The sequence below is a fragment of the Deinococcus marmoris genome (assembly GCF_001949125.1).
In the GTDB taxonomy this organism is placed as follows: Bacteria; Deinococcota; Deinococci; order Deinococcales; family Deinococcaceae; genus Deinococcus; species Deinococcus marmoris_A.
Genome location: NZ_MSTI01000030.1, coordinates 19,549 through 31,505, shown reverse-complemented (window position 1 = coordinate 31,505; position 11,957 = coordinate 19,549). Strand labels below are relative to the sequence as shown.

Genomic DNA, 11,957 nt, shown 5'->3' with positions numbered 1-11,957 from the left:
CGGAAGTACCTGTAAACAGGTGGGTTTCCCCATTCGGACATCCCTGAGTCAAAGCGTATCTCCGGCTCGTCAGGGCTTTTCGCAGGTAATCGCGTCCTTCATCGGCTCCAGTGCCAGGGCATCCACCGTGGACCCTTAGTATCTTGACCTTTCCTTCTGATTCTCAATGCGTGGCCTCTATCTGCTCCAGTCCGAAGACCGGTTGGGATGGAGGTCAACGCAGGTTATTTCGCGTCTCTCTCGCTCTTTCACGCTCGGTTGTCATGCTTCCCGCCTCGTTGGAGGCTCAGAAAAGATACAGGGGATTCAGAGAACTGTCAACCCCCCTCGCCATCGGCGTGCATCGACTGGCCCGATTGGAGCCTGCCTCAGACCGGAAAATGCGTTGCTGACGGCTTTTTTCCTCACGCTCTCCTGCTCCAGATAAAGAGTGGGGGCCGCGCGAACGATCCACGCAGCCCACCTTCACCCAGAGCAACTGGGAGATCGGCGCACGGTCATGCCCAAGTACTAGGTCTTCAGATATGCCTGAATGCCCCAGGGGCCGCCTTCCCGGCCATAGCCACTCTGCTTGACGCTATCCTCCAATCTCTCGCTGACGCGGAAGGCACGGCTCGGATCGGTGGTTCAGGGACACTGCTTCCGTATCGAAGACTGGTGAGGAGCTGCCAAGCCAAAAATTGCCTCCCGCGTCACCAGCATGTCGACAACGTTGATGGGCGCGGGGCAAGAACACTTCTATCGTCACGTCCCGAAAACGATGCGGGGGCTGCCTTGCCCTTTCCCCCAGCGCCCGCCGAACGGCATGATGCTTCCCGATGACCGTCTTCCGCTTTCTTCCCCTGATATTGCTGATGTCGTGCAGCCCCGCCTCCCACGCCTTCAAACTAGAAAAAGTGGTGTCCGGCGGCATGCTGTACACCGTGGCCGAGGTTGATCTGACAGAAGACAGCCTGGAACTGCACTGGCTGAATCCCACCACGGGCCAGCCTTACGCCAGCTTCTCGCAGGTACAGCAGCGGCTGCGGAAGACGGGGAAAACGATACTGTTCGCCACCAACAGCGGTATCTACGCGCCGGGGCTGCGTCCGCTGGGCCTGCATGTGGAGAATGGCAAGACGCTGGTGGGGATCAACAATGCCCGTTCGGGCGGCAACTTCGCGCTGCTGCCCAACGGGGTTTTCTGGATCAGGGGGCAACGGGCGGGCGTGACGGAAACGGGGGCTTACAAACGCCTGAATCCGCAGCCGACGTTTGCCACACAGTCCGGGCCACTGTTGCTGGCGGGTGGGCAGGTGCATCCAGCCTTCAACAAAGGCAGCAGCTCGTTCAAGGTCCGCAGCGGCGTGGGGGTGTGCAAGGACGGACGGGTGCGCTTCGCGGTCAGTGCCGGGCCAGTCAATTTCTACGCCTTCGCCGTATTCTTCCGGGACCGCCTGAACTGCCCCGACGCGCTGTATCTGGACGGCAGCATCAGCGCCTACGCGACGCCCGAGAACAACACCCAACTGGCGGACTTCGCGGGCATCTGGACGGTCAGCCGCTGACAGCAGGGATGTTCTCAGCCCTGGCATTCCGGCCCCGGTGCTACGCTCCCGTATGCCCACACCTGATCTGACGCCGGAGGCTTTCGCCCGCGCCCGCGCTTTTCTGGAGGAGAAAGGGAGGCCGCTGGACACGGCCCGCTTCCACCACGCTTTTGAAGGTGCCGAGAAGCCAGAGGTGCTTGAAGCCCTGCGCGCCTACCGGAACGAGAACGGCGGTTTCGGGCAGGCGCTGGAACCGGATTGCCGCGCCCCGGACAGCAGCGTGCTGGCCACCATGATGGCCCTGCGCGTGCTGCACGAACTGGAGGTTCCGGCGCATGAACCCCTGCTGACCGACGCCGTGGACTGGCTGCACGCCCACCTCCACACCGATCTGGACGGCAGCGTGTGGCCCTTTCTGCCCCCACAGGCCGAGGCGCATCCACACGCGCCGTGGTGGAACCAGGGCAGGGCCGGCGAACTGGCGCGGACCTTCGGCGGCTTCCGGGTCAATCCGCGCGCCGAGATCGTGGGGCGGCTGTGGCACTGGCCGGCGCTGCTGCCGGAAGGCCTGCTGGCCCAACTGACCATCGAGGCACGCGACGCCATGCTGGCCGGACTGGAAGACGGTGACGTGAACGGCCACGCGGCGGCGGCGGTGTTTGCCGGAAGCCTCAATATCTCCGACGATCACCGCCTGCCCGTGCTGGAGTATCTGGCCGATGTGCTGCCGGGCCGCGTCCAGGCCACTCCTGATGAATTTGCCGCACACGGTCTGAATCCGCTGATGGCCGCCCCCACCCCGGAGCATCCGCTGGCCCACGCGCTGGAGGAACCGCTGAGCGCCGCCCTGCTGCATCTGATCGCCTCCCAGGCGGAAGATGGCTCGTGGGGGCCGAGCTGGAACTGGTTCGGGCAGTTTCCCGATGACTGGCCCACCGCCGAGGCCGAGTGGCGCAGCGCCCTGACGCTGGACGCCCTGCTGACGCTGAAAGCGTGGGGACGGCTGGCGCAGTAGGACCGCAGTAGGACGAATGGAGCAGTGGAGCTAATGATCAAAAAAGCCGCCCCACCATTACGGCAGGGCGGCTTCCTATGGACAGCTTTCAGTCTTTGGGCGCGTCCAGGGTCTTGGGCGCTTTGCGGGTCTTGGTAGCGCCGGGCATGTTCGGGGCCGTTTTGGCGATCACGACCTTGCCCGTGCCGCCTGCACCCGCAGCCACGGTTTTCTGAATCCGCTGACCGATGGTGGCGGTCTCGGCCTCCACCTGTTTGTTGATGATCACCTGCTGCACGATGCCGATCAATGTGGACACGATGATGTAGATGGTCACCCCTGCCGGGAAGGTCAGGGCGAAGTACAGGAAGATCAGGTAGATGAACGCCTGCTGCTTGAACATCTGCGGGTTTTTGCGGGTCATGACATAGAGCTGCCCGATGTTGACGATCAGGTACAGCAGCGCCAGGAAGTAGAAGGGATCAGGGATCGCGAGGTCCGGCAGCCACAGGAAACCGCTGTCGAACTCGAAGTTGCGGATGGTGGACCACAGCGCGATCAGTACCGGAAAAGGGATAAAGGTGGACACGCAGCCCGCCGGGTTGAAGTTGTACTGCTTGTAGAGCTGCTGCATCTCGGCCTGCATGGCCACCTGAGAATCGCGGTCCTTGCGCTCCTTGTACTTGTCCTGAATCTCCTTGATCCGGGGCTGCATCACCTGCATGCGGGCGGTGGTGCGGCCCTGCGCCTGCATCAGCGGCCACATGATCAGCCGCAGCAGCACGGTCAGCAGCAGCAGCACGAGGCCCCAGTTGCCCACCACCTTGTAGATCTCTTCCATGATCTTGACGATCACCAGACTGATCTTGCCGAAGACGTTGGGGGCAAACAGGCCCGGCAATTCACTGTAGCCGCTCTGATACAGGTGGATCAGCTCGTTCTTGCCGCCGTAGACTTCCAGGTTGCTGGCGGCCGGCAGGCTGGCCGTGATCAGGCCCTGCTCGCCACCGGTCAGCGTGGTATTGACGGTGGTGCCCTTTTGCGGGCGAATGATCAGCGCGTGCGCGAGCTGGTTGGGCTTTTCCTGAAGGGCGGCGTACTGGATGTTCTGGACTTTCTGCGTCCCGCTGCCCTGCACGGTGACGGGTTCCCCACCCACGGGGACGGCCTTGACGCTGGGATTGTCGTTCTTGCCCAGACCGGGGAACAGCATATTGACGGTGGCCGGGCCGCCCGTCACGTCCGTCTTCAGGTCGATCTTGAAGTTGCGCGGGTGCAGCACCACGGTCTTGGTCACGCTCACGCCGCCCTGCGTGTACTTGAAGACGGCGGTCTGCTCGTTGGCGGGCAGGTCTGTGGACAGTTGCGGCACAGTGGTTTCGGCAGCTTTTGCCGGATCGAGGCCGCCGCCGGTCAGGGCAAAGGCCTTGCGGTCTCCCACCATGTTGACCAGACTGGCCTGCGCTTTCAGGCCGCTGAGATCAACAGTGCCATCGGCCTTGCGTTTGATGTACGGCGTGCCCGCGTAGCTCTTGACGAACCAGCCGATGACCTCGCCGCGCTCATTGAACACCACGTCTTGCAGGTTGCTGGTGGCGATGTACTCGTCGCCGGGCTTGCCGTCGAAGTCGGCCTTGATCCAGCCGGAGATGATGGCCTTGCCGAACACCGGCAGCGGCCCGGTCTGTCCGCAGCCCGTGAGCAGCAGCGCGCCCGTGGCGGCGATTAAAGGTAGGAGCAGTCTGGGTTTCATCAGGATACGCGTCTCTTTTTAGGGGTGGAGGAAGGGCTTTTCTGGGAGGCAGGCGGGGGCGGGGAAGTCAGCGACACAGAAGCTGGGGGCGGGGCATTGCTGGCCCCCTCCGAATGATGCTGCGCCGGAAAATGGTCCGGCACCGGATCGTAGCCCCCCGGCACGAGGGGATTGCAGCGCGCCACCCGCCACGCGGCCAGCCAGCCGCCCTTGACGGCACCGTGAAGTTCGATGGCCTGCGCGGCGTACTCCGAGCAGGTGGGCGAAAAACGGCAGGTGGGCACCGGCTTGCGCGGCGATAGCACCCGCTGGTAGTAGCGCACAGCCCCCACCAGGCCGCGTGAGGCGAGGCTCACGGACGGTCCTTGGGCGGGGTGGGCGAAACAGCGGTCACGCGCTCAGATACGCGGGCAGACTGCCGGGGGTTCCCGGCTTTGCCGCCGCGCTTGCCCTGACTCTTCGCCTGACTGGGCGCTTTGGCAATCGCGCGGGCCAGCGCAGCCTGCAACTCAGTGAACGGCACGGCCAACACGCCTGGATTGGGCAGCAGAATCGCGCGGCACGGCGGCAGGCCGCCCGGCAGGGTCCGCAACGCCTCGCGCACGCGGCGGCGCACGCGGTTGCGGTCCACAGCACGCTTCAGTGTTTTCTTGGACACCACGATGCCCATGATGGCGCGTGGTTGCCAGACCTCGCCGTAACGCGGGCGATATTCGGTCAGGCGCAGGGTGAACAGCGGGTCTCGCACAGCCACACCGTGGTTGCGGACCTTGCGGAATTCGCGGTCACCACGCAAAGAATCCAGCGCCACCGGACGGCGGGGCCGTACCTGCGTGGCGCTGGACTGTTCTTCGTGGGCGATAGAAAACCGCTTTTAACGACTACTCGTCGGCGACGGTTAGCTGCTGGCGGCCCTTGGCACGGCGGCGCGCGATGATGTTGCGGCCAGCCTTGGTTTTCATGCGGGCGCGGAAGCCGTGGGTCTTGGCGCGCTTGCGGACGTTGGGTTGATAGGTACGCTTCATGGTCGTTCTCCTTCCAGGCGGCCCACCCGGTCATGCCGTGGGCGCGGCCAGTTCTGCGTGGATTGCCCTGAGAAAAGCAGCAAATCCCGCCCCCACTCAGGGGGCAAACTGGAGAAGTGTAGCACGCCGGAGCGAGCGGGGAAAAGAGGCAGGTAGAGGTGTCTGCAAAGTCAGTACTTGCTCCAGATACGGCAAATCCATCGTGGCGCGGAACTACTTGGCAGCAGACCTTCCCCCTGCCAGTCTCCCCCACGACGCAGCAGGTACGCAGCCATCTGAGGCAACGCCGTAAGGGAGAGCATCGCCTCAATACTGGACCACCTCTCCCCGGTGGCTTTCGACGAACGAGCCTCTGAGCCGTTACTGGCAGTCCACAGACCCTTGCCGTGTCAGAATTACGCTCTGTGGGCTGCGGGCTGGACCCCGGTTTACAGCTTCCAAAGACCGTGCTAACATTCTTTGCGCTGGAGAGGACCGTGTTGGAAAATAAGGCTTTGCCAGAGTGCGGCGCTGTAGCCAAGTGGTAAGGCAGAGGTTTGCAAAACCTCCACCACCGGTTCGAGTCCGGTCAGCGCCTCCAGAGCAGCACCCGTTTTTAAAGACGCACCTCGTTTCAGATCCGTAGCTCAGGGGTAGAGCACTACATTGACACTGTAGGGGTCAGCAGTTCAAATCTGCTCGGGTCTACCATCCACAAAGCCTCCGCCCCGGCGGGGGTTTTTACTTGCTGTCCGCATGAGTATCCAGCCCACCATGAGCGTCCAGCCAGAGACCTATGAAGCGATCCGCAATGGTCTCGGCAGGGTCACGCTGCCATACTTCCAGTCATGGTGAGTCTCCTCCTGATCGTGCTGTTCGGCGTCCTGGCCATTGCGCTTCTGCTGGCCCCGCGCCCTTCGGTGCCGTTCAGTGCAGTGGCGCGACTCGACTCCACAATTCCGGGGCGCTCCCGCGCAGATTCCGCCAAGCGGACCAGACCACACGCGGGCTGAGGTCTATTTACAGGGCTGGCTCTCAACGCTCACAGAGCGGCTCAGCTTCTCTTCTAGGAAGACCGATGGTCAGCATTAAGAAAGCTTTATCATTGAGGGCATGATGCTGCCTTTCAATTACCTCGTGGTGGATGACAGTCCACAGGACCAGTTGCTGGCACAGGAGGCTTTCGAGCACCTGTGCCCGGAATGCGTCCTGACCTGTGCCGGAAGCGGGCGGGAAGCGCTGGCACTCCTTCAGGACCGGGATTTTCAGGTCGATGTGGTCCTGCTGGACCTCAACATGCCCGGCATGAGCGGCTTTGAACTGCTGCGCGAAATGAAGAGGGACCCCCGTCTGATCCGCATTCCAGTAGTGATCCTGTCGACCTCCAGCGCCCAGCAGGACATCAGCGAGGCCTACACGCTGCACGCCAGCTCATATCTGGTCAAATCGTCGAGTTTTGCTGAATTTCTGTCTCAGATCGAGAAGTTCCTGGATTACTGGCAGTCCAGCCGCACCGTCAACCATGTGGGATAGAACCGCACGGAACCGCAAACCATCCCCATCCAGGCGGGGGTTTTTATTGTGATTGTGGCGGGGTTGTATCCCTGAACTTCTCTAGCCCAGCATCAACGCGTGCAGTTCTTCCATCAGGGCCTCTCCCTCATCGGTGGTGCGGGCCACCACGAAAATGGTGTCCTCCCCGGCAATGGTGCCCACGATATCGTCGCGGCGCAGGCGGTCCAGCAGCAGCGCCACCCCGGACGCGTGGCCCTCGGCGGTGCGGACCACCAGCACGTTCTCGCCCCGGTCCACGTCCTGCACGAAGTTCTGGAACAACCGGCCCAGCTCACCCTTGACGTCGCCGTGGCCGCCCGACTGTGACAGGGCGTAGCGGTGGCGGCCCTTGCCCACCGGCACGCGCACCAGCCGCAGCTCGTTGATGTCGCGGCTGACGGTGGCCTGCGTGACCAGCACGTCCTCATGGCGCAGAAATTCCACCAGTTCGCCCTGCGTGGAGACGCTTTCGCGGGCGATGATGTCCTGAATGCGCTTCTGACGCTGTTCCTTGCTGAGCTTGCCTGGCACGCCCGCCACTCTATGCAGTGCGGATGAATAATGCAATTGCCGGAGGGGCTTAATCTGTTGTTCGCTGGCCCCGAACCCGCAAAGCCTCGTTCAGCAATTGCCGCGCCACCTGGCGCTTGCTGGCGCGGGGCCAGTCCTGGTGGGAGCCGTCGGCGCGAACAAGCGTCACCTGATTGTCATCGCCGCCAAACGCCGTTCCCTCCTGCGTGGGGTAATTCAGCAGGATGAAATCGGCGTTCTTGTGCGCGGCCTTGGCGGCGGCCCGCTCCACGCCCGCGTGCGTTTCCATCGCAAAACCCACCAGCACACGCTCCCCCTTGTTCTGCCCCAGTTCGGCCAGGATGTCGGGATTGGGCGTGAGGTGGATGCTCACGTCGCCCGCCACCTTCGCCTGTTTCTCGCCCTTGAGTTCGGCGGCGCGGTAATCGGCCACGGCGGCGGTCATGACCACGATATCGGCGTCCTGGGCTGCCCCGATCACGGCGTCGCGCAGCTCCAGGGCAGACTCGATCCTCACCACCTGCATGTCGGAAGGATCAGGCAAATTCACCGGACCCGTCACCAGCGTGACGCGTGCGCCCCGGTCCCGCGCGTTCTCGGCCACCGCGAAGCCCATCTTGCCGCTGCTGGGGTTGCTGATAAAGCGCACCGGGTCCAGATACTCGCGGGTAGGACCAGCCGACACCACCACATGCAGGCCGTCCAGATCACGCGGCGCGGCGGGTGTCAGGAGCTTCAGCACGGCGGCGGCAATCTCCTCCGGCTCGGCCATGCGCCCGATGCCCGCGCCCTCACCACGTGTGCCGAACGCGCCCACCTCCGGTCCCAGGAAGTGATGGCCCCAGTCCCTCAGCCGCGCCACATTGGCCTGAACGGCCCGGTTGTGCCACATGGCCGCGTTCATGGCCGGAACCCACAGCACTGGCCCCGGCACGCTCAGGAGGGTTGCCAGCGCCAGATCGTTCGCGTGACCGTGCGCCGCCCCCGCCAGCAACTCGGCGGAGGCTCCCACGATCAAGGCGGCATCGGCCTTTGCCAGCGTCAGATGCAGAGCGTCGGGGCGGGGCGAGAACCACGCTGCATCGGTTCCCACCGGGCCGTCGGCGGCGGTGGACAGGCTCAGCTCGGTGATAAAGGCCAGCGCGGCGCGGGTGGCGATCACGCTGACCCCTACGCCACCCTCACGCAGCCGCCGCAGCACAGAGGGCGCTTTGATGCCGGCCATGCTGCCGCCCACGATCACCAGCACCGTCTTCTGACCCTCCGCCGCCGCGTCTGCTCTCACCCCCGGAGTGTAGCGGGCAGGCGGCCCTTACCCCAGCATCGGCAGCAGCGCCACCACCGCCGCGATACTCAGCACCGATCCCAGCGTCGTGACCAGCACCACCCCGGCCACCGTCTCCGAGTCGCCGCCGTATTCCTGCGCGATCAGCAGGGCATTGACGGCAGTGGGCATGCTGGCCGAGAGGATCAGCACCGCCAGCGATTCGCCGCGCAGCCCCACCAGAAAGCCGATCCCCAGCGCGATCAGCGGTCCACCGATCAGCCGCGCCGCACCCGCCAGCCACACCCGGCGGTTCAGCGGCGGCCAGCCTCCGGCTCCCAGTTGCAGGCCCAGGGAGAGCAGCACCAGCGGCAGCGTGGCCTGTGCCAAGAGCGCCACCCCGCGCGTCACGCCCTGCGGAACGGGCACGTTCAGCACCCGCAGCGCCACGGCGATCAGCGCCACCCAGATGGTGGGCAGCCGGAACACCGACTTCAAAATGTCGGCCACGCCGTACTTCTGCCCCGTTTTAGAGGCCGAGCCGTAGATGGCCGGGCCGACGATATACATGGCGACGATGGACACCAGAAAAACCACGGTGGCCCGGTCAAACCCGCTGTCACCGAACACGAACAGCGCAATCGGCAGCCCCATGTTTCCGCTGTTCCAGATGCCCGACGAGGCGCTCAGGCTGCGGCGTTCTGCGTCGGGACGGCCCAGCCCGGCCAGCCAGCCCAGCCCCAGCGACACGGCCATCACCAGCAGGAAGGCCAGCCCCAGTTGCCCAGCCTCGGCAGCCTTGACCGGGGTCCGCAAAATCACGTCCAGCACCAGCGCCGGAATCAGCAGGTACATGGTGATGCGCGAGATGGTGACCTGATCGATTTTCATCCGCGAGGCCAGCAGGGCCCCCAGACCGGCGACGATCATCACGGGCAGCAGGACGTTGCTCAGGGCCTGGAACATTCAGCCAGTATCCTGGCACAAACAGAGTGTGGAAGGGCCGTCCGCCGTAATCGGCAGACATGAAAAATCCCCCTTCGCGGGGAAGAGGGTGGATTGAATCGGTTCAGCCCGCCAGCAACCGCAGCCGCGTGGGGCAGGGCGCGACAACTTCCTCCACGCCCGCCAGATCCGCCCAGTCCCGGCGCACGCCTGCCTCGTCGGCGCGGCGTTCCAGCAGGTATTCCTGAATGCGGGCCATGCTCAGCGTGCCTTCGGGTAGACGGGCAGCCAGTTCGCCGACTTCTGCCTCGTTCCACTCCGGCCAGAAGCGGCGCAGCATCCCGGCCACCTGGGCGCGGGTGGCATTGTCTATCAAGAGGTGGCGGTCCGCGCGGCCCGGACGGATCAGCGCGGCGTCCAACCCGGCCAGATCGTTGGTGGTCATGAAGGTCACGCGGCCCCCCTCGCCCGCCGCCACGCCGTCCAGCGCGTTCAGCAGCCCGTTGAAGGACAGTTTGACGCTGGGGGTTCTCGGTTCTCGGCCCAGAAACACGGCGTCGATATCCTCCAGCAGCAGCAGGGCACGGCGCGGTAATTCGGCCAGCAGGGCGGTCAGGCGGTCATCGCTCAGGTCCGGCGTGGCGAGGTTCAGCACGCACACGTTCAGGCCAAAGGCACCCGCCAGCGCCGACACCAGACTGCTCTTGCCGTTGCCGGGAGGGCCGTGCAGCAGGTAGCCCCGGCGGTACGGGATGCCCATACCCGCGTACCACTCACGGTCCCCGAAGAAGCCGCCCAGATCGGCGTGCAGGTTGTCCAGCAGGCCCTCGGCGTAGATCAGGCTCTCCAGAGGGCGGGCGGCGCGGCGTTCCACCAGCTTCCAACTCTGGTATTCGGGCACGTAGATTTCCACGCGCCCGTCGCTGCGGCCCGCCGTGAAGTCGTAGGCCTCGCGCAGCAAGTCTGTAATCACCGGACGCGCCCCGGACAGCATGCGGAAGGTCAGGCTGTGGGTGAAGCCCAGCGCTCCGTGGTTCGCGCCCTGCCGCTCGGTGCGCTGCGGGTAGGCCAGCATCCAGTGGCCCCGGAAGCGCAGCAACGCCGCGCCGCTCAGCGGAACCAGCCGGGCGGTGATCTCGTCGCCGTCGCGGTCCGTGCCAATCGCCACGTTGTGGCCGCCCATCTGCTCGTTGAAACGCGTGACCACCCCCAGATGCCGCAGGTTGCGCCCCACCGGCTGGGCGGCCAGCCACGCCGCCAGCCACGGAAAGGCCGGGTCGTCGCCCTGAATGTCCAGCGTGACGGTAAACCGGCGGTCCAGCCGCGAGATCAGTTGCGTGGGCAGCGTGCGGGCGTACATGGCCGCCGCGCTCAGCAGGCCGATCAGCAGTCCGCCCTGCGCCAGTTCGTTGGTGGCCAGCGTGTGCTGCGCCGTGCCGAGAAGCTCGGTCCAGAAGGTGTGCAGAATGTTGGAAAGTTCGGTGATGTTCATGATTTCAGGTCCAGGTGCGGGAAAGATGTCGCTCTTTCCTCTCCAATTACCCTAGAGCTGACCCTGCCGCCCCCGCCTGTGCCGAATGGCTGAGGCTGAGATGCGCCTGGGAGCTTAGCCTTGGCTTATTTTCTGAATTGATCCGGCACGAAAAAACCCCTCCATTGCGGAGGGGCGGGCTGTCAGATTTTTTCTAGTTGCCCTGTTCGATGTACGCCTTCAGCGCTTCCATGCGGACGATGATCGGCGCGCGGGCACGCACGATGGCCCCCTCCTGCTTGAGCTTGCCCAGCGAGTGGCTGACCGTCTCGCGGGTGGCCCCCACCATCCGGGCGATGTCTTCCTGATTGAGTTTCAGGTTCAGCTCGACGCCCTGACTGTGCGGTCTGCCGAATTCGCGGGCCAGACGGTACAGCAGGCTGGCGACGCGCTCGGGGGCGCTGTAGGCGCTGACGGTGGCGCTCCACGCCTGGGCCTCGAACAACCGGGCGGCCATCAGGCGAATCAGTTTCATGGCCAGATCGGGTTTGCTGCTCAGCAGGGATTGCAACTCGCTGCGGGGCAGCACGATCAGGGTGGTGCGTTCCAGCGCCTCGGCCTGGGTGGGGCGACGTTCCTCGGGTTGCAGCAGCAGCTCACCAAAGGTGTCGTGCTGCCCGATCACGCCCAGAATGGCCTCCTTGCCGTTGGGGAACAGTTTGCTGATCTTGACCAGCCCACTTTTGACGAAATAAAGCGCGTCGGCGGGGTCGTCCATGCGGTAGACGACCTCACCCGGCCCGTACTGACGGTAGGGGGTCGTGGCAGCCACCTTTTCCAGCTCTGCCAGTTCGAGGTCGGCAAACAGCTCGGTGCGTTTGAGGTGCCAGACCAGGCTCGGATAATTCATGA

The 11,957-nt window shown here is 64.5% G+C and carries 13 protein-coding genes, 2 tRNA genes and 1 rRNA gene; 6 read left to right on the top strand and 10 right to left on the bottom strand.

Going from position 1 to position 11,957, the window contains the following annotated elements; genetic code table 11:
• Window positions 1-149, bottom strand: a 23S ribosomal RNA gene (locus BOO71_RS28230); the annotation flags it as partial.
• A 669-nt stretch (window positions 150-818) separates the two neighbouring features.
• Between BOO71_RS28230 and BOO71_RS04655 the strand changes: the two genes are divergently transcribed.
• Window positions 819-1,547, top strand: coding sequence for a phosphodiester glycosidase family protein (locus tag BOO71_RS04655; RefSeq protein ID WP_254843017.1), 729 nt, complete (start codon window positions 819-821; stop codon window positions 1,545-1,547).
• Between the two features lie 52 nt (window positions 1,548-1,599).
• Complete coding sequence (locus BOO71_RS04650) at window positions 1,600-2,544, top strand: hypothetical protein (RefSeq protein ID WP_075830800.1); 945 nt, start codon at window positions 1,600-1,602, stop codon at window positions 2,542-2,544.
• An 88-nt stretch (window positions 2,545-2,632) separates the two neighbouring features.
• Here BOO71_RS04650 and yidC read toward each other — a convergent pair whose 3' ends face one another.
• From yidC to rpmH, 4 genes are all read right to left on the bottom strand, one after another.
• Window positions 2,633-4,276, bottom strand: coding sequence for a membrane protein insertase YidC (gene yidC, locus BOO71_RS04645; protein WP_075830799.1), 1,644 nt, complete (start codon window positions 4,274-4,276; stop codon window positions 2,633-2,635).
• Window positions 4,276-4,632 (bottom strand): membrane protein insertion efficiency factor YidD, encoded by a 357-nt coding sequence (yidD, locus tag BOO71_RS29285; protein ID WP_083652989.1) that lies wholly within the window; start codon window positions 4,630-4,632, stop codon window positions 4,276-4,278. Before yidD ends, yidC begins: the two co-directional genes overlap by 1 nt.
• Window positions 4,629-5,072: a ribonuclease P protein component gene (rnpA, locus tag BOO71_RS04635; protein ID WP_075830805.1), complete on the bottom strand. Its 444-nt coding sequence runs from the start codon at window positions 5,070-5,072 to the stop codon at window positions 4,629-4,631. The genes yidD and rnpA overlap by 4 nt, the downstream gene beginning before the upstream one ends.
• A gap of 85 nt (window positions 5,073-5,157) precedes the next feature.
• The gene (gene rpmH / locus BOO71_RS04630) at window positions 5,158-5,301 is read right to left on the bottom strand and encodes a 50S ribosomal protein L34 (protein WP_029482962.1); all 144 of its coding nucleotides are present in this window, start codon (window positions 5,299-5,301) and stop codon (window positions 5,158-5,160) included.
• A gap of 506 nt (window positions 5,302-5,807) precedes the next feature.
• Between rpmH and BOO71_RS04625 the strand changes: the two genes are divergently transcribed.
• The 4 genes from BOO71_RS04625 (at window position 5,808) to BOO71_RS04615 (ending at window position 6,813) form a co-directional block, all read left to right on the top strand.
• Window positions 5,808-5,881: transfer RNA gene (locus tag BOO71_RS04625), tRNA-Cys, on the top strand.
• Between the two features lie 35 nt (window positions 5,882-5,916).
• A tRNA-Val gene (locus BOO71_RS04620) sits at window positions 5,917-5,991 on the top strand.
• A gap of 137 nt (window positions 5,992-6,128) precedes the next feature.
• The gene (locus tag BOO71_RS27620) at window positions 6,129-6,293 is read left to right on the top strand and encodes a hypothetical protein (protein ID WP_175607363.1); all 165 of its coding nucleotides are present in this window, start codon (window positions 6,129-6,131) and stop codon (window positions 6,291-6,293) included.
• 100 nt (window positions 6,294-6,393) lie between these two features.
• Window positions 6,394-6,813, top strand: coding sequence for a response regulator (locus BOO71_RS04615; RefSeq protein ID WP_075830798.1), 420 nt, complete (start codon window positions 6,394-6,396; stop codon window positions 6,811-6,813).
• An 81-nt stretch (window positions 6,814-6,894) separates the two neighbouring features.
• Here the strand turns inward: BOO71_RS04615 and argR are convergent, their stop codons facing one another.
• The 5 genes from argR to BOO71_RS04590 all read right to left on the bottom strand — a co-directional run bounded on the left by argR (window position 6,895) and on the right by BOO71_RS04590 (window position 11,955).
• On the bottom strand, window positions 6,895-7,365 hold the full coding sequence (argR, locus tag BOO71_RS04610; protein WP_075830797.1) for an arginine repressor: 471 nt from the start codon (window positions 7,363-7,365) through the stop codon (window positions 6,895-6,897).
• Window positions 7,366-7,414: 49 nt separating this feature from the next.
• Entirely contained in the window at window positions 7,415-8,650 is a 1,236-nt protein-coding gene (gene coaBC / locus BOO71_RS04605) for a bifunctional phosphopantothenoylcysteine decarboxylase/phosphopantothenate--cysteine ligase CoaBC (RefSeq protein ID WP_303046714.1), read from the bottom strand.
• Between the two features lie 27 nt (window positions 8,651-8,677).
• Window positions 8,678-9,595 carry an AEC family transporter gene (locus BOO71_RS04600; protein WP_075830796.1) on the bottom strand — a complete coding sequence of 306 codons (918 nt, stop codon included), beginning with the start codon at window positions 9,593-9,595 and terminating at the stop codon, window positions 8,678-8,680.
• Between the two features lie 103 nt (window positions 9,596-9,698).
• Window positions 9,699-11,066, bottom strand: a complete 1,368-nt coding sequence (locus tag BOO71_RS04595; RefSeq protein WP_075830795.1) for a BCS1 and AAA domain-containing protein — start codon at window positions 11,064-11,066, stop codon at window positions 9,699-9,701.
• A gap of 193 nt (window positions 11,067-11,259) precedes the next feature.
• A complete protein-coding gene (locus BOO71_RS04590) occupies window positions 11,260-11,955 on the bottom strand; it encodes a Crp/Fnr family transcriptional regulator (RefSeq protein WP_029483486.1) in 696 nt (231 codons plus the stop codon).
• Between the last annotated feature and the right edge of the window lie 2 nt (window positions 11,956-11,957).

What these genes read in the sequence shown, in the direction of transcription:
- BOO71_RS04615 (WP_075830798.1), top strand. Translation starts at nt 6,394, where the DNA reads ATGATGCTGCCTTTCAATTACCTCGTGGTGGATGACAGTCCACAGGAC.
- BOO71_RS04655 (WP_254843017.1), top strand. Translation starts at nt 819, where the DNA reads ATGACCGTCTTCCGCTTTCTTCCCCTGATATTGCTGATGTCGTGCAGC.
- yidC (WP_075830799.1), bottom strand. Translation starts at nt 4,276, where the DNA reads ATGAAACCCAGACTGCTCCTACCTTTAATCGCCGCCACGGGCGCGCTG.
- BOO71_RS27620 (WP_175607363.1), top strand. Translation starts at nt 6,129, where the DNA reads ATGGTGAGTCTCCTCCTGATCGTGCTGTTCGGCGTCCTGGCCATTGCG.
- BOO71_RS04600 (WP_075830796.1), bottom strand. Translation starts at nt 9,595, where the DNA reads ATGTTCCAGGCCCTGAGCAACGTCCTGCTGCCCGTGATGATCGTCGCC.
- BOO71_RS04650 (WP_075830800.1), top strand. Translation starts at nt 1,600, where the DNA reads ATGCCCACACCTGATCTGACGCCGGAGGCTTTCGCCCGCGCCCGCGCT.
- rpmH (WP_029482962.1), bottom strand. Translation starts at nt 5,301, where the DNA reads ATGAAGCGTACCTATCAACCCAACGTCCGCAAGCGCGCCAAGACCCAC.
- BOO71_RS04590 (WP_029483486.1), bottom strand. Translation starts at nt 11,955, where the DNA reads ATGAATTATCCGAGCCTGGTCTGGCACCTCAAACGCACCGAGCTGTTT.
- BOO71_RS04595 (WP_075830795.1), bottom strand. Translation starts at nt 11,066, where the DNA reads ATGAACATCACCGAACTTTCCAACATTCTGCACACCTTCTGGACCGAG.